Origin of the sequence: Ewingella americana (assembly GCF_006438725.1) — a bacterium.
Lineage (GTDB): Bacteria > Pseudomonadota > Gammaproteobacteria > Enterobacterales > Enterobacteriaceae > Ewingella > Ewingella americana_A.
In genome coordinates this window covers 363,766-379,671 of record NZ_RCZD01000001.1, presented here as the reverse complement: position 1 = coordinate 379,671, position 15,906 = coordinate 363,766, and the positions used below count along the sequence as shown (strand labels likewise).

Annotated in this window: 12 protein-coding genes and 1 pseudogene; 5 read left to right on the top strand and 8 right to left on the bottom strand. The window is 53.3% G+C overall.

Annotated elements, in window-relative coordinates; all coding sequences use genetic code 11:
• Window positions 1-6: 6 nt before the first annotated feature.
• The 4 genes from rcsA to EAH77_RS01605 form a co-directional block, all read right to left on the bottom strand.
• Window positions 7-633, bottom strand: coding sequence for a transcriptional regulator RcsA (gene rcsA, locus EAH77_RS01620; RefSeq protein ID WP_140470056.1), 627 nt, complete (start codon window positions 631-633; stop codon window positions 7-9).
• Window positions 634-1,056: 423 nt separating this feature from the next.
• A complete protein-coding gene (locus EAH77_RS01615) occupies window positions 1,057-2,241 on the bottom strand; it encodes a glycoside hydrolase family 88 protein (protein WP_140470055.1) in 1,185 nt (394 codons plus the stop codon).
• A 22-nt stretch (window positions 2,242-2,263) separates the two neighbouring features.
• Window positions 2,264-3,562: an oligosaccharide MFS transporter gene (locus tag EAH77_RS01610; protein ID WP_140470054.1), complete on the bottom strand. Its 1,299-nt coding sequence runs from the start codon at window positions 3,560-3,562 to the stop codon at window positions 2,264-2,266.
• A 16-nt stretch (window positions 3,563-3,578) separates the two neighbouring features.
• Window positions 3,579-5,420, bottom strand: coding sequence for a DUF2264 domain-containing protein (locus tag EAH77_RS01605; protein ID WP_140470053.1), 1,842 nt, complete (start codon window positions 5,418-5,420; stop codon window positions 3,579-3,581).
• 299 nt (window positions 5,421-5,719) lie between these two features.
• Between EAH77_RS01605 and EAH77_RS01600 the strand changes: the two genes are divergently transcribed.
• The gene (locus tag EAH77_RS01600; RefSeq protein ID WP_140470052.1) at window positions 5,720-6,571 is read left to right on the top strand and encodes an AraC family transcriptional regulator; all 852 of its coding nucleotides are present in this window, start codon (window positions 5,720-5,722) and stop codon (window positions 6,569-6,571) included.
• Window positions 6,572-6,574: 3 nt separating this feature from the next.
• Here EAH77_RS01600 and EAH77_RS01595 read toward each other — a convergent pair whose 3' ends face one another.
• Both EAH77_RS01595 and EAH77_RS01590 read right to left on the bottom strand, forming a co-directional pair.
• Window positions 6,575-7,999 (bottom strand): pyridoxal phosphate-dependent decarboxylase family protein, encoded by a 1,425-nt coding sequence (locus EAH77_RS01595; RefSeq protein ID WP_140470051.1) that lies wholly within the window; start codon window positions 7,997-7,999, stop codon window positions 6,575-6,577.
• A gap of 88 nt (window positions 8,000-8,087) precedes the next feature.
• Window positions 8,088-9,482 (bottom strand): CoA transferase, encoded by a 1,395-nt coding sequence (locus EAH77_RS01590; protein WP_140470050.1) that lies wholly within the window; start codon window positions 9,480-9,482, stop codon window positions 8,088-8,090.
• Between the two features lie 414 nt (window positions 9,483-9,896).
• Here EAH77_RS01590 and EAH77_RS01585 point away from each other — a divergent pair, with 414 nt between their 5' ends.
• Complete coding sequence (locus EAH77_RS01585) at window positions 9,897-11,552, top strand: glucan biosynthesis protein D (RefSeq protein WP_140470049.1); 1,656 nt, start codon at window positions 9,897-9,899, stop codon at window positions 11,550-11,552.
• A gap of 134 nt (window positions 11,553-11,686) precedes the next feature.
• Here the strand turns inward: EAH77_RS01585 and EAH77_RS01580 are convergent, their stop codons facing one another.
• On the bottom strand, window positions 11,687-11,869 hold the full coding sequence (locus tag EAH77_RS01580; RefSeq protein WP_140470048.1) for a hypothetical protein: 183 nt from the start codon (window positions 11,867-11,869) through the stop codon (window positions 11,687-11,689).
• Between the two features lie 321 nt (window positions 11,870-12,190).
• On the opposite strand from EAH77_RS01580, the gene EAH77_RS01575 reads away from it, so the two are divergent.
• On the top strand, window positions 12,191-13,288 hold the full coding sequence (locus EAH77_RS01575; protein ID WP_140470047.1) for a glycerol dehydrogenase: 1,098 nt from the start codon (window positions 12,191-12,193) through the stop codon (window positions 13,286-13,288).
• Between the two features lie 33 nt (window positions 13,289-13,321).
• On the opposite strand, the gene EAH77_RS01570 is transcribed toward EAH77_RS01575, so the two are convergent.
• Window positions 13,322-14,608, bottom strand: coding sequence for a DUF445 domain-containing protein (locus tag EAH77_RS01570; RefSeq protein ID WP_140470046.1), 1,287 nt, complete (start codon window positions 14,606-14,608; stop codon window positions 13,322-13,324).
• A gap of 194 nt (window positions 14,609-14,802) precedes the next feature.
• On the opposite strand from EAH77_RS01570, the pseudogene EAH77_RS01565 reads away from it, so the two are divergent.
• Window positions 14,803-15,022: pseudogene (locus EAH77_RS01565) on the top strand (multidrug ABC transporter permease/ATP-binding protein); the annotation flags it as partial.
• Window positions 15,019-15,837 (top strand): hypothetical protein, encoded by an 819-nt coding sequence (locus EAH77_RS01560; protein WP_140470045.1) that lies wholly within the window; start codon window positions 15,019-15,021, stop codon window positions 15,835-15,837. The pseudogene EAH77_RS01565 and the gene EAH77_RS01560, both read left to right, overlap by 4 nt.
• Window positions 15,838-15,906 lie beyond the last annotated feature (69 nt).

The window sequence follows — 15,906 nt, the reverse complement described above, 5'->3', positions numbered from 1 at the left end:
GTAATACTAATTAACATAGATGCCGCCAGTGAATTGATCGCTCAGGCGAACAACATGATAAATAATATGCTTATTAGGTGACTTGATTTTACGTTTAATACTGCCTTTATAGGAGGAAACTGTTTTTACTTTAATGCGCAATTTGTCTGAAATTTGAATAGTGCCTTCACCGGACATCCACATTTTTAACGTATTGGATTCACTGCGGCTAAGCATCACAGGAGTAATATCCAGCATGGCGAACTCAAGCCCGGCTAAATCATGATGGTGCAGATAGTTACGGATCAGCTGATTAAGCGTGTCAGTTTTAATCGATTTCGAAGAAATAATAACGTTTTTCCTGACGAAAACATATTCCTCGAAATGAATTCTCGTTTCTGACATAAAAATAAAGAACAGCGTTTCCGGGTACTGACTGATTAAACTTCTTATCTGTTCTTTGCTGTCACAATGTGGCTGCAGGCAAGTTTCATTGATGAAAACGACACCGGGAGTATTTTGCTGGCTGCGTAATTTTAACTGGTCAAAAGTATCAACAAAACTGATGTCCTGCGCCTGGATGCCGTTATCACGTAACGACTGAAGTAAGCCGAGGCAGGTAAAACCGCATGAATCTAATATTATCGTTTGCATAGTCACTCCTCATGGGACCTCCTTGTTCTGCGTAATGTTTGGGTGATGTATCATCTGATGATGAAATACGAATTGCGTATTTCAGATACCTTTTTGCAACAAAAACGCGCACAGTTCAAAGTTATTTTTCAGTCATGATCGGGCACAAAGATGTTAGTTCAATTTGGCTTAAGTTGCGGGGGAGGGGAAAATGACGATAATAGGTTTTATGGACTAGGAATATTCCTAATGTTGGTAATCACATAGCGTGAATTGTGAAATGAAATATTAGGATTTTCCTTATGAAAATTGATTAGTCGGTTTATTTTGCATTCCCGGTATGCTTAAAAATAATTCATGTAACTTGTTACTGAACATTAGGCGGGTAAAGGAGGCATCGTTAAGACGGCCAGCGGTGGCCGTCAGGTGAAACATCAACATACTTTACCAGTAGGGCTGCCAACTTTGGGTCAGCCGGACCAGCGCTTCGACATAAAAATAGTCCCCCCAGCTAGCGCACTGGTCCACCCCTTTACCGCTCGCCATATGGTAAACCGAATGTTTGAGCAGGCCGTCGCACGCTTCGTCATCACCGGCCAGATAATTCGCCGTGAGCGACGCCATTATGCGTAGTGCCATCTCTTCATAAATGGCGCGGGATGCATCGGTGGCGGGCAGAGCGGTGGCCAGATCCAGCAGGCCGCAAACCGCGATTGCCGCTGCAGAACTATCGCGGGGCTGGTCGGTGCCCAGCAGCGCTAAATCCCAGTGGCAGACGTCATCTTCGGGTAGGCGGTTAAGGAAATAATGTGCCAGCCTGCGCGACAATTCGACCTGATCCTTATCACCGGTATAACGATAGCTGAGCAGGAAACCATAAATCCCCCAGGCCTGACCGCGCGACCAGCAGGAGTCATCGGCATAACCCTGATGTGTGTTCCCATAGCGCGGATCACCGGTGACGGTATCCATGTAATAGGTGTGATAGGTGGAGGCGTCAGGCCTGACGATATACTTCGCCGCCTGACTGGCGTGCGTGCGTGCGGCGTCGGCATAGCGGCTGTCACCGGTTTGCTGCGTGGCCCAGTAGAGCAACGGCAGATTCATATTGCAGTCGATGATCATGCGCCCGGCCTGTTCCGGGTCTTGCAGATCGCCCCAGGCCTGAATGATGCCGGACTGCGGGTTAAAGCGTTCCAGCAGGGCATCGGCGGCCAGCAGCGCAAAACCGCGTGCCTGGCGGTTGCCGGTCAGACGCCAGGCGCTGACGCACGATAACGTATAAAGAAAACCCAGGTCGTGGGTGGCGGTATCGAGGCGGTTGGCGATGCGGTTGCCAAACGAGGTGATATGTTTTTCGGCCGCCAGACGGTATTTGTCATCACCGGTCATTTCCCAGGCCAGCCACAGCTGACCGCTCCAAAAACTGGTGGTCCATTCGACGTTATCCGTCAGCGCATAGCGACCATTCTCACAGGTTTCTGCGGGGAATTTGCCGTCAAATTTCGGGATATTGCGGTCGATTTTTCTCAATACTTGCTGACGGGCATTTTCCAGTTGCTGGCGCAGGGCAAACCTGTCCAGCTGATTCAGTTCTACTGGCAGTAATTTTTCTTTAGCGATGGTCATATCATGTCCTTTTCTTTCTGAATCAGCGTTTAATGGTGGTCAACTGTGCAGAGGGGGTGATGTCCGGCGGTGAGGCATGCGTCAGGCCGCGTTGCTCATCGCGCCGGTTGTGGCAGGCGGAGAGAGTCAGGGTGGATATCAGGGTAAACAGCAGTGCGATGCCGCCCATAATCAGGTAAGTGTGAGCAAAGCCGATGCGGTCATAGTAATAACCCGCAGGCGGCGCGACCACGATGGAGCCGACGTAAATCATCGCCTGATAACCCAACAGGTACATGGTGGCGTTAACGCGCTTATGGAAATGCTCGGCGATATATTTAAACACCGATACCAGCAGCAAGGCGATTTCCAGCCCGTAGAATGGCTTAATCAGCGAGATCAGCAGCGGGTCACTGGTCAACCCTGAGGCGATCAATCGTAGCCCAACGACCAGGCCGACCAGCAGCAGGCCTCGTTTGGCACCGAAGTAGTTCACCAGGAACGGGATCACCATCATCATCAGGAATTCCAGCCCGGACTGAACGGTACTCAGGTAGCCATACATGGCATTACCCTGTTCTTTGGTGGTGAAGAAGGTGACGAAATAGCGTGAAAACTGCTGTTCCGCCACAAACATCATCCAGGCCACACCGGCAACATACAGCGAGAACATCCAGAATTTGCGGTTCTTCAGCAACAGGATCACATCACCGAAGACGATTTTATCCTGGGCAATCACATCATTATTGCGCAACTCATCTTCACCGATTTTCAGCGAGAGCAGCACGCCAAGCATCAACAGGGACGTCACGCTGCTGAGACTGAAATTCCACGCCGGCGACAGATTAAACAGAATGCCGGAGAACGACGCGGCCAGCGCCCAGCCAAGCGAACCCCACATACGGATTTGCCCAAACTCCATGCTGTACAGACGGCTGAAACGGTCGGCGTAGGATTCCGATGCCGCCACGCCCGCATACCAGCCAAGGCTGAGATAGAATGCGCCGACGACAATACCTATCATTAAATGTTTTTCGAGCAGGGGCTGATAAACATAAATAAAGAACGGCGCCATCATGGCGGAAATAATCACCACAAAATAAAGCAGGCTTTTGCTCATGCCTATTTTATCCATGATATAGCCATAGACCGGTTTCATTATTACGGCGAAAATACCGTTAATGGCAAAGACGCTGCCGATGCTCATGCTGTCGAGTCCGGCTTTCTGGCCCAGCCACAGGGCATATAACCCAAAGCTGGAAGACCAGGTAAAGAAATACAGGAATATAAAGCAACTCATTTTGTAGTAAGCCGTCTTACTGGCCGTTTTTATGGCTTTCATATTGACTCCAGAGATCCTAAAGGGTGAGTGCGACGGCCCAATTGCGGCCCTGATAATCGATATGGATTTGCTGCGTATCTCGTCTGACCACCGGCAGCGTCAGGGTTGCCCCCGGTGTTGTCGCTGAGGCAAACACGACGGACATCAGCCAGTGCGTACCCGGTGTGATCACCGTTTTTAGCACCGGGATCACCGCCGTTTCGGCAAACATAATGCTGCTGTTCGGCGGCGTGACCACCGTTGCCGCTTCACGTCGGGCATCTGCGCCAACGCTGGCGATTCGGCTACTGCCGTTACAGGCCATTACCCGGCTGGAGGCACTGTTCTGATCAAGTTCGACCTGCGTCTGGCGGTTATGAATGACGGCGAAACCGCCTTCCACGGCGTCCAGCTCACGGGCGGACGTGATGTTATGCAGCCGCAGATGCCCGTCACCGCAGGGAATCAGCCAGGTGCGCACTTCAACGTCGTGCCAGGGCAGCCAGCGCGAATAGATAGCGTCATGGCGGATCTGCGTCTCTTCACAGCCCCGGCGGCCACGGTAGTAATCGTCGTGCTCAGAAAACACCAGCATCGAATCACAGGCAGCATGGTTGAGGCCAAAGCGCCCGCGATCGAGCGTGAAACCGAACTGGCTGGAGTAAGCGAATTTGGTGTATTTGGCTTCAGTATTGACGAAGTTATTCAGCTCCAGCTGGCCGGAGGTGAGCATCACCACGTGCTGCTGGTTGGCGTCGCGCAGTAGGATCTGGCTGGCATGGGGAATGCAGTGCGGACTGTCGAGCGGCGGCAGCGGCAACTCTTCGGCTTGCCAGAACGCATGATCTGCGGGCAGCGCCAACACCAGAAATAGCTTACAGGCCCAATAGGGTGAACCGGGGGCGTTGTAGTCTTCGGCCATCACCAGATTGGGCGTGTGATAGCCAATGCTCAGCACGCCATCGCGGTCAAAGAGCGGCTGCTTCAGCCAATGACGCAAATGGCGTAAAATCAGCCCCTTAACTACGCCTGGAGAGAAAACCTCCAGCCCGCTGAAGGCCGCTGCGCTCCAGAATGCCGCTTCGGCAAAGCGGTAGGTCAGGCTGCGGCCAAAAGGCACCGCTGAGCCGTCGGCAGAAAACAGCGTAATGAAATCCTGCGCAAAGTGCCGTGCCCTTGCGCGCAAGGTGGCGCAGCGTTCAGCATCTACGTCAGTCATATGCGTGGCGTAAAGCAGGCCATAATAGTGGAAAGCCATCGAAATATAATAATCGCGCGGCCGACCGGGGCCATCTGAGTACCAGCCGTCACCGAGATAATAGTCCTCCATCAGCGCAAAGCGGGCTTCTACCGCTTCGCGGTCCCAGGGCAGACCGGCCTGTTTGCAGCCCATCTGCACCATGATCGGAAAATAATTCCAATTATTGTTGGGGATCGTGGCCCCGGTTCCCTGATTGAGCCAGGCGATGAGATTTTGCTGTTCCTGCGGGCTGAAATACGCCAGCAGCCGCTTATCCAGCAGCGCCAGCCCGACGCCAAATGCGGCCATTTCCACGCAGCGCTGGTCGAAGTCCCAGATATCGCCCCAGTACTCTTCATGCCGCGGATCGGTGCCGTGGCGGATGGCGGTCAGATAAAAAGAGAGGTTTTCGCACGCTCCGCCACCGGCCAGCAGCGGGAAAATTCCCCATAACATGCGCGACAACGCTTCCATTTTGGCAATCTGTTTACCGTAATGGGTGGTGGTATTACCTAAATCGATGCCACTTTTGCCTTCCTCGGTATAAGGCGTGACTGCCGACAGCAACTCACTCAGCAAGGTTTTCACCTGCTGGCGATCGCGAAGCGGGTTTTCCGTATTGATTTTCACCTGGCTCATTTCACGCTCCGCACCTGTAGGGATTAATGTGATCGAATAAATGAAATATATGAAATATTGTTTCAATTTAGCGAGTTTATTATTTATGGAATGATATTCACGCTCTTCCTTGCCAATGAAATATAGTGAATTTGACCAGTCTGATTGTTATGCGGGTCACATAATGCTGCGTTTTTTTAAATTGATATTGGCGGAGTGGGATAAAATGGGCTTAAATTGCAAAATTAAGCCAGAAAATTGTAATTTCTTGTCATTGGCTTTGACGCGGGCCAGTGCACTTAACCTTAAGGAAGATAAATATGGCGGTGACAGACTTCCTCGAGCGTATTGCCCTTAACGAGCGGCAGATCTCATTTAACCGAATGAATAAAGGCAGCGCTAACTATTTTCACTGGCATCAATGTCTTGAAATGCTTTTTGTCAGCCGTGGCTACGGCATCGTGATTGTCGATAACCAGCAATACACGCTGCGGCCGGGGCGGTTGTTTGTCTTCCCGCCCTTTAAGCTGCACAAAGTGTTTGTCGAACAAAGTGAGAAAAATCAGTACGAGCGCACCACGGTCCATCTGGACCACCAACTGCTCGACGGTTTTTTACAGCCGTTCCCGAAGCGAAGGGCGCGCTTTGGCCGTCTGTGGGACACCGACTGCGAGGCGCATATCTATGATCTGACCTCCAGCGCGGCGCACATCGAGGTGATCCTTGAGAGCTTTCACCGGCTACAGCAGGCGCAAACGCATCAGTGGGAGGATATCGCTATGCTGGTGCTGCAACTGATGGCCTTCATGCCGGACCAGGACGGGCAGCAAAAAACCATCAGCCGCACCACGGCGTCAAAAGTGATGCAGTGGATAGAAGAAAATTATGTGCAAAAATTTTCACTGGCGGATTTATCGGAGTCAGTGGGGCTGTCACAAAGCTATATTTCGCGGGTGTTCAGTCAGGAAACAGGCGGTTCAATTGCGGATTTTCTGGCAACCAGGCGTATCAAACGTGCCTGTGAATTATTGCGTTCAACGGATCTCTCCGTCAAAACGGTCGGCAGCCAGTGCGGTTTTGCCGACGCGCCCTATTTCATTACGTGTTTCCGTAAACTGATTGGCAGAACGCCGCTGCAATATCGCAAAGCCGCATTCCGGCTGGAGCTGTGACGGTCAGCGTTCCGCACGGCAGGCTTTTATCGATGCCAGCGCCAGTTCGATGTCATGTTCAGCCGTCATCCAGTTAACCAGTGCTGCCCGCATCCCAGGTTTGCCGTTCAGTGATGTTGACGTGCAGCGCACTACGCCTGCGTTATCGAGCCGACTCAGGAAGCGGTTGCGGCGTGCAACAGACTCCGTGCTGCTGTCGGCGTCGTCGAGTGCAAAACAGACCACGTTGAGGGTTACCGGCGCGAGCAGGTGAAAACCTTGCATCTCTTCGATGTTCCGGGCGAACAGGGCGGCCAGCTCAACATTACGTTCGACCACTTCTGCCAGACCGGCGCGGCCATAGGCTTTCAGCGCCATCCATACCGGCAGCGCGCGGAAGCGGCGGGAGTTTTCCGGCGTCAGGTGCAGATAGTTATCCGGCCGCACGCTTGGCGGTTCGAGATACGCCGAGTGGTTCTGGAATACCTCAACTTGCAATGCCAGATGGGCTTCGCGGGTAAACTGAATGGCGCTGTCATAGGGCACGTTCAGCCATTTATGTGCATCTATCGTAATGGAGTCCGCCAACTGCCAGCCCTCAAGCAGGTGGGCGAATTTTTCTGATGCTGCCGCCACGCCGCCAAAAGCGGCATCCACGTGCAGCCAGAAATTGTACTTCTCGCGCAGTTTTAGCAGTGTGGGGAGATCATCAAAGGCCACGGTATTGACGGTACCTGCACTGGCCAGCACCAGCGTCGGGGCGTCAGGATGCCGCTGTAGCGCCTGTTCCAGCGCCTGTGGGTCAATGGCTTCGCTGCCAGGCAGTGTGGCGACGTTCTCCAGCGCGTCGCGCCCGATACCCAGCATACTCAGCCCTTTCACGCTGCTCGAATGCGCAGCGGCAGCCAGTACCCGCACCGGCCCCAGCGCGTGTAAACCCTGCTGCGCGACGTCGATGCCGCGCTGCTTGCCAAGCCACTGGCGGGCAATCGCCATGCTGACAACGTTCGCCATGGTCGCGCCGGTGACAAAACTGCCGCACTGATCGGCAGGCAGACCAAGCAGTTGTTTCAACTGACTGATGGTTGCAAGCTCGATGGCCGGTGAAACCGAGTCAAAATGCAGCTGGGTATTTTGGTCGATGGCGCTGACCAGCCAGTCCGCCGCGATGGAAGCCGGTGTCCCGCCGCCGGTGACAAAACCGAAATAGCGCGGTCCGGCGCTGGCAGAAAACCCCTCTGCGTATTTGTCCCAAAAATCATGCAGCGCCGCTTCGGCACCTACGCCATGCTCGGGCAGAAGATCGTCTCCGGCCTTCAACTGTTGCGCCGTCAGCGGAGGGCACGTCGAACGGTCTGGCAGAGAATCAATAAATGACACTGCCGTATCACGTGCCTGTTGCAAAATATCGCCAAGCGTATCGAAGTCATGCTGAAGAACTGGATGCATAGGGTGCGTAAGCCTTTTGGGTCTGGTTAATGAGGTTGAAGATTCATTACGTTAGCCGATTTCATGATGATGCAAAACTGAGACTTTTTCACTGTGGCTCCAGCCAGACAGGCTGAGCCGAACCCAGCGCTGAGGCAGGGAAATTCCACTGCATTTCTGTTCCCGCGAGTGTGACCGGTGGCAGCAACCGCCAGCCATCGCCCCATTGGGTCGGCTCCGGCGTGGCGGAATAATCGTTTTTCTCTGCCTGGCCGATATTGGCGTTCAGGTCACGGCCATCCATGGCGGTAAAACACATCAGTTCGGTCGCGGTACGCGCCAGCGACAGACGGGTTTCGCTGCCCTGGCCGCGACGAAGCCGCTCCATCAGTCCGTGGAGAACCGCTGCCGCCATCAGATAACCCGTTGCGTGATCCAGTCCCTGCACCGGTAATGGGGTGGGTTTTTGGCTCTCAGCCCAGTGCATTCCCTGTTCGGCAATACCGCAACTCATCTGAACCAGACTGTCGAAACCTCGCCGTTCGCGCCATGGTCCACTCCAGCCGTAGGCATTCAGACACACATCGACCAACCCTGGTGACAGCAGGCGGCGTTGCTCACTGGTGTAACCCAACTTATGCAGTGCACCCGCCCGGTAGCCATGAACAATGACATCAGCCTCGCGCAGCCGTTGTTCGAAAGTATGGCGGTCCTGCGGATTGTGCAAATTGAGGCGTGCGCAGCGCTTACCCAGCGTAACGTCCGGCTCCTGACTGGGTTCCTCCCAGCCGAAAGGGTCGATGCGCAGGACATCCGCGCCGAAACCCGCCAGAAAACGTGTTGCGACGGGGCCTGCAATAATTCGGGTGAGATCAAGAACGCGGATACCCTGCAAAGGCCGCTGGCGGGTTACCGGCCAGGCTGGCTGAGATTGGCTGGGAAATAACGAACGCTGGAACAACGGCTCCTGCGCCACGCTTTTTCCCTGTATATGTTCTTGCCACGCCTGCGCACTGCGCATTTCTGCCGCACAGCCTCCCGCGGCGACAATGGCCTGTTCCAGCTCCCGCTTCTGCCAGGTTTTGACCGTTTTTGCCATCATCTGCCGGTCTGCGTGGTGGCCGAGAACCGCTTCCACCACTTTGCGGTGTGCTGGGGCGTTGGTATGCAGACGGATCCAGCCATCAACCGTGGCGTAGTCCCCGGCGATGGCATCCCACACGGGCGGTAGCTCCCAGCCCTGCGGTTGTAATGTGGTTGAAAACCAAAGCGAGGCCAGCCGCCGATCGACATTCACTTTCGGCACGCTGAATCCGCTTTCTGCCATAAAAGCGGCTAACGCCATGGAGGCCACCGCCACGGAGGCCGTCGCCAGTTCCGTCACCGGATAGGCCGAAGGGAGATGTCCTTTGCCGGTGAGAGTCAACCCGGCGGGCAGAGAAGGGGAGGCGGTTAATTGTGCATACAGCGTTTGGGTCCATTGCTGAATCAGCCTGTCAGACATGAGGGCGCTCCTGCATTGATGAAAAGAAAGTAAATCGCTGCTTTTAGCTTAGTTAATGTTTTCATAACTTTTCATTAACTTTTAGCGGACGGAATCCTCTTAAAAGTCCGCCAATAGGCAGTTTATAAATCCATTCATAAACGTTCTGTAAGGGTTGCTTAAGATTTCTGTTAGCCGCCGCCTGTACCGCCTGCAGCGGTTTTCTGACATGCCGGAAGCGCCAGTCTGTGCAAGCTATTTTTAGCTGAAACCCCTTAATTTTATGGTACTCGCCATGTGAATTTTACGTTAGCCTTGTGGTCGTATTTTTGACATCCCGCGGTTGCCTTTGAGCGCCACGTCCGGCAGCTTGCCTTTCGGCGCTAAGCAGTCCGCGGATCATTTGAATTGCCCAGCACAGGAAACCCTTCTTGCATGGAACGAAGAGCATTTATCAAAGCGTCAATGGCGTTTGCCGCCTACTGCGGGGTGCCAGCGATGGCATCAGTGTTCACACGATCTGCTGCGGCAGCGCAGGAGAACGTCGCGGACGGTGGAGCCACCACGTTCAACTTCTCCGTGCTGCAAAAGATGGCCAGCTCCCTCGCTTCGCAACCCTACGGCGGAGCGCCTCAACCTCTGCCGCAGACGCTGGCTGAACTGACGCCACAGGCGTATAACGCCATCGAGTACGATCACGGCCACTCTCTGTGGCATGACTTGCCGAATCGCCAGCTGGACGTGGAGTTGTTCCACGTCGGCATGGGCTTTAAACGCCGTGTGCGTATGTATTCCGTCGATGCCGACAAGCATCTGGCACGCGAAATCCACTTCCGTCCTGAACTGTTCAACTACCACGATGCCGGGGTGAAAACCGAGCAGCTCGAAGGCATTACCAATCTCGGGTTTGCCGGATTTAAGGTCAACAAAGCCCCTGAACTGACCCGCCGTGACGTGGTGTCCTTCCTCGGCGCCAGCTATTTCCGTGCGGTGGATGACACCTATCAGTACGGGCTTTCAGCCCGCGGCGTGGCGGTAGACACCTTCGCCGGTGTGCCCGAAGAGTTCCCTGACTTTACCGCTTTCTGGTTTGATACCCCGAAACCGGGCGACACCACCTTCACGGTCTACGCGCTGCTGGATGGTCCAAGCATCACCGGTGCCTATCGCTTTATCATCCACTGCGAGCCAAAGCGCGTGGTGATGGAAATCGAAAAACACGTCAATGCACGTAAAGACATTAAGCAGCTCGGTATCTCGCCAATGACCAGCATGTACAGCTGTGGTACCAGCGAACGCGGCCGCTGCGACACCATTCATCCACAAATTCATGACTCTGATCGTCTGGCGATGTGGCGCGGTAATGGTGAATGGGTCTGCCGTCCGCTGAATAACCCGCAAAAATTACAATTCAATGCGTTTGCCGATGAAAACCCGAAAGGTTTTGGTTTGTTGCAGTTGGACCATGAGTTCAATAATTATCAGGACGTGATTGGTTGGTACAACAAACGGCCAAGCCTGTGGGTGGAGCCGGTAGGGAACTGGGGGAAAGGGGCGGTTAATCTGCTGGAGATCCCGACCACCGGTGAAACACTGGATAACATCGTCTGCTTCTGGCAGCCGGAAAAACCGGTCAAAGCCGGTGATAGTTTCGACTTCAGCTACAAACTTTACTGGAGCAGCGAACCGCCTGAGCGCAGCCCGCTCTCCAACGTATTAGCGACCCGCACGGGTATGGGCGGTTTCCCTGAAGGTTGGGCACCGGGTGAAAACTATCCGAAAGTCTGGGCGCGCCGTTTCGCGGTCGATTTTATCGGTGGCGAGCTGAAAGCCTATGCAGATAAAGGCCTTGCGCCGGTGATCAACGTGTCAGCCGGTAAAATTAAAGACATCGAAATTCTGTATGTGCAGCCGTTTGATGGCTACCGCATTCTGTTCGACTGGTACCCGGACAGCGATTCAGTCATGCCGGTGGAGCTACGTATGTACGTGAAATCGGGTAATACCGCGCTGACGGAAACCTGGCTCTATCAGTACTTCCCGCCAGCGCCGGACAAACGCCGCTATATTGATGACCGCCAGATGAGCTAACGGCGATGAAGTCTCAAATATGACAAAGCCCCGTCTCTTGCGAGCGGGGCTTCTTTTTTACTTCTTTTTCGCAGGTGAATCAGAAGCTTATTCTTGCTGGTATCCCTGACACAGGAGACCTTGCAGCAATAGAATCAGAACGCTTTCACCAGCACCTGACGCTGTGAAGGTTCCTGACCTGTTTTCAGCAAGGAGTCGAAGGATTTCTCCATCTTCTTAACCTGCTGCAAAAATTCTTGTGGTGAAAAATCGTGTGATTTGCCGCTCATGTAGGCAAGTGCCAGTTCTTTGGCCTGGTAACGCTGGAAGTTATACATGTTATCCCTCAATAATTGAAAAGTGATACAGGATGGCTAACAGCGAGCTCAATAGGTTGCAACTGCTTACATCGTGCTGCCAATGCAATGCATTCTACGGATTCGATTGATAAGTAAAAGTCGCTTTGATTGATAGATTTGATAGTTAAAAACTTACATTGGCCGCTTTGGCGCTAAGAGATAATAATTTTCATTCCAGACTTTTATTTCACTGTTTTTTTCTTAGCATTCTATGCGGTTGTTATTAGATTTAATAATGTGACTTTGCGGGGGAGAAGGTTACTCTCAGAGTAGGTTTTTCAACGGAAAGAGGTTGTAATCATGAGTAAATTTATCTTCTCTTCGCCAAGAAAATACGTTCAGGGTAGCGGTGTGCTGGATGAACTCGGCAGCTATCTGCCTGCGCTGGGCGGTAAATCCTTATTGATTGCTGATGATATGGTTTGGGGCATCATTGGCGATCGTGTCAAAGCGTCACTTAAAAAAGCCGAAGTGGCATTCCACTATGAAAAATTTAAGGGGGAAGCGTCATCCAACGAGATAACCCGTCTGGCCGAGATTGCCCGCAAAGCCGGCACTCATGTCGTCGTCGGTCTTGGCGGTGGTAAAACGCTCGATACCGCCAAAGCCATTGCTGATGAACTGAAACAGAACGTGGTGATTGTCCCCACCGTAGCCTCCACTGACGCCCCCTGCAGTGCGCTGTCGGTCATTTATACCGACGAAGGGGTGTTCGATACCTACCGCTTCTATGATAAAAACCCTGATCTGGTATTGGTGGATACGCAGGTTTGCGCGCAGGCCCCTGTGCGTCTGTTCGCCTCCGGTATTGCTGATGGCCTGGCGACCTTTGTTGAAGCGCAGGCGGTATTGCGTTCGCACTCACACTCAATGGTGGGCGGCGACCCGACGATAGCCGGTATGGCGATTGCGGAAGCCTGCGAAAAAACGCTGCTGACCTACGGTTACAGTGCGTATACCGCCGTGGAGCAAAAACTGGTCACTCCGGCGGTTGAAGCGGTGGTCGAAGCCAACACGCTGCTGTCTGGCCTCGGTTTTGAGAACGCGGGTCTGGCGGGGGCGCATGCGATCCACAATGGTTTTACCGCGATTTCAGGGGATATCCACCACCTGACTCACGGTGAGAAAGTGGCCTACGGTACTCTGACGCAAATGGTGCTGGAGCAGCGCCCGGACGAAGAGATCGCCCGTTACATCCGCTTCTACCGTGCCATCAAAATGCCGACCACCTTAAAAGAAATGCACCTTGAAAATGAGTCTTACCAGAATCTGGTGAAAGTCGGTGCGCTTGCGGGGGGTAAGGGCGATACGCTTGGCAACCTGAATCAGCATCTGTCAGCGGAAGATGTCGCCAACGCGATTCTGGCGGTGGATGCGTTCAGTAAAACAGTGAAATAGTATGATGGCACTCCCCCTGTGCCGGGGGGAGTGTCAGATCTTTGCCATCACCCACGGTAATACTACCGGCAACTGCGACAGCAGATATAACACCAGGCCGATAAAGGCACCGACCAGCGTGCCGTTGATGCGGATAAACTGTAAATCCTTGCCGATATTTAGCTCAATCTGGCGTGACATATCCCGAGCATCCCAACCTTTCACCGTGTCGCTGATGTGACGGGTGAGGAACGCGGCAAAATCGGGCGCCATTCTGGCCGCGACCGTTTCCATCTGCACATTCAGTGATGCCCGCAGCTTGTCATCCTGCTCCAGCGCTTGTCCCAGCCATTGCCCAGACTCGGTGATTTTGGCGCGGACTCTGGAATCTGGGCTTTCTAAATCTTCCTTCAGCCAACCGCGCATATCGGCCCACAGCTGTATCACGTAGCCGTTGAGTTTCTCGTCATTTTTCAGGTACTGCTTAATCTCTTCGGCTTTTTGCGCGGTAGCCGGATCACTTTGCAATTGGTGGATAAAACCCTGTACCGAGCGATCAAAGCCTTTGCGGAAGGCATGGGTTTTATCGTTGCCCATGTCGTCGAGCACCGAATTAACCGCGTTCGATACCATGTCAGCGCCATTTCTGCCAAGCCACCCGGTAGGTAGCAGTTTGGCAGTGAGAGGGTGCTCACGCTTCATCCAGTTAACAATCTGGGCGGAGATAAAGGTGCGGGTACTCTCTTTGGCCAGCAATAATTCCAGCTGATCCATGGCTTGATCAAGCAACTCCTGATGACGTCCGTCTTTGGTCAGACTTTCCAATAACGTGGCGATCGACTGCGACAAATCGATTTTATCGATCACCCGAAACAGCGCACGCTTCATCAATTGCGCAATGCGCTGATCGTCAGTGACATCCAGAAAACCGCGCATCACCTTAATCATGTAACCGGCAAAACGTGGAGCGTTATCCGGGGCATTGAGCCAGGCTGAGAGCATCTGTGCCGGGTCATGCTTGCGGATAAGCTCAACAATCGAGGCGGGTGCGAGGAATTTTTCCTGCACGAACACCGCCAGATTGTCAGCAATTTTGTCTTTATTCCTGGGGATGATGGCGGTATGCGCGGCAATAAACGGGACGGGCACGCGGCGAAACAACGCGACTACCGCAAACCAGTCGGCCAGTGCGCCGACCATCGCGGCCTCGGTGATCGCTTTCAGCCCGTAAACCCAGAAGTTGGGGGTTAAAAACAGCGTAACAACAAACAGGGCGGCCGCAACCAGCAGCAACCCCAGTGCATTTCGTTTACTTCTGCGAAGTTCATGTTCTTTATCCATTACAGAAGTTTAGGAACTGTGGGCAAGGCTGTCAGTTTTTTTCTCTGTATTCCGGTTGTTGCAGATAAAATGGGAATTATTCTTGATATCAACCCACCGCTCATTACACTGCGGGCTGAAGCCAAGTCTGTATTGATGAGCCGATTGACCAACGTGAGAGTCTGATGGCGTTGTTGCGGGTTGCGTTTAAGCAGTTCCGCCGCACTTTCTGCCGCGAACGTTTACCGCACTTGCGTGAAAGGGGGTAAAACCGTGCTGGCAATCAGTCATGATGATCATTACTTTGAACACGCCGATCGTCTGCTGGAGATGCGTTCCGGCAAATTAAACGAACTCCATGGCGAAGCGCGTGCTGGTATCAGCTGCGATGCCGTTGCACAAATCGGAAACGAACGAAAAGGAAGCAGGGAATGAACTGGAATGATGTAATTATTGCTGCCGTGGTTGCTGTCATTTTGGGTGGCGTGCTGAAGGCGCTGTACAAGAAAGGCAAAATTGGCCGTACGCCAGCCATTATTATTTTCCTGGTAGTGATACTGGGTGGGAATTTCCTGTACGAAGGCGTGATTAAACCCCGTCTGGCGGGCGATGAGCAGACCCAGGACATCGATCAGGCGCTCTCCGCACTGCCGATTTACAGCACCATCAAAGCGCAGGAACCGGCACTGTACAGCCAGATTCGCGGCAATATTTTGCGGCTAAAGAAAGAGGGGAAAACCCAGCAGGAAGCCATTGATACGGTCAAACCGATGGTGTCAGACTTGCTTTCTGAGCGAATGAATACCGCGCCGGATGCGAGCGTGATTGCCGCCATGCAAGTCAGCCTTGAAGAGATGCAGGCATTGCAGGCGCGCAACGACGGCAGTTGTTTTAAATTTCTCTATCCGCAAATCAGTGGGGGCGTCAACACCGCACAGGTGCTGCCACCGGAACTGTTCAAGAAAGATCTGGATACCATGAATGATTTATTGCTGGCCAGCGGCAGCGGCCAGACGGCACAGCCAACGGCCGTGAGCGGCGAAAAAGCCAAGGTGCTGATGGCGCCTGTTCGTCAGGCATTGCAGGATAAATACGGCGACCAGCTGAATGTGTTCAATGATTTGAGCGCTGCAAATGTCGATCGCGCGAAAATTTGTGAAATCTCCCTCTCTCTCTATTCTGGTATTCTGGCGTTGCCTGAGCAGGACTCCGCTGCAGTATTACGCCTGATGCTGGGTAAGAAGGGCTGACGCCGGTGTCTGAGGTTCCCTCTGGTGCGCTTTCAGTGGGAACCCGGATATCAAACGCCTGAAAGGTTT

What these genes read in the sequence shown, in the direction of transcription:
- EAH77_RS01595 (WP_140470051.1), bottom strand. Translation starts at nt 7,999, where the DNA reads ATGCATCCAGTTCTTCAGCATGACTTCGATACGCTTGGCGATATTTTG.
- EAH77_RS01615 (WP_140470055.1), bottom strand. Translation starts at nt 2,241, where the DNA reads ATGACCATCGCTAAAGAAAAATTACTGCCAGTAGAACTGAATCAGCTG.
- EAH77_RS01575 (WP_140470047.1), top strand. Translation starts at nt 12,191, where the DNA reads ATGAGTAAATTTATCTTCTCTTCGCCAAGAAAATACGTTCAGGGTAGC.
- EAH77_RS01580 (WP_140470048.1), bottom strand. Translation starts at nt 11,869, where the DNA reads ATGTATAACTTCCAGCGTTACCAGGCCAAAGAACTGGCACTTGCCTAC.
- EAH77_RS01570 (WP_140470046.1), bottom strand. Translation starts at nt 14,608, where the DNA reads ATGGATAAAGAACATGAACTTCGCAGAAGTAAACGAAATGCACTGGGG.
- EAH77_RS01585 (WP_140470049.1), top strand. Translation starts at nt 9,897, where the DNA reads ATGGAACGAAGAGCATTTATCAAAGCGTCAATGGCGTTTGCCGCCTAC.
- EAH77_RS01600 (WP_140470052.1), top strand. Translation starts at nt 5,720, where the DNA reads ATGGCGGTGACAGACTTCCTCGAGCGTATTGCCCTTAACGAGCGGCAG.
- EAH77_RS01590 (WP_140470050.1), bottom strand. Translation starts at nt 9,482, where the DNA reads ATGTCTGACAGGCTGATTCAGCAATGGACCCAAACGCTGTATGCACAA.
- EAH77_RS01605 (WP_140470053.1), bottom strand. Translation starts at nt 5,420, where the DNA reads ATGAGCCAGGTGAAAATCAATACGGAAAACCCGCTTCGCGATCGCCAG.
- EAH77_RS01610 (WP_140470054.1), bottom strand. Translation starts at nt 3,562, where the DNA reads ATGAAAGCCATAAAAACGGCCAGTAAGACGGCTTACTACAAAATGAGT.
- EAH77_RS01560 (WP_140470045.1), top strand. Translation starts at nt 15,019, where the DNA reads ATGAACTGGAATGATGTAATTATTGCTGCCGTGGTTGCTGTCATTTTG.
- rcsA (WP_140470056.1), bottom strand. Translation starts at nt 633, where the DNA reads ATGCAAACGATAATATTAGATTCATGCGGTTTTACCTGCCTCGGCTTA.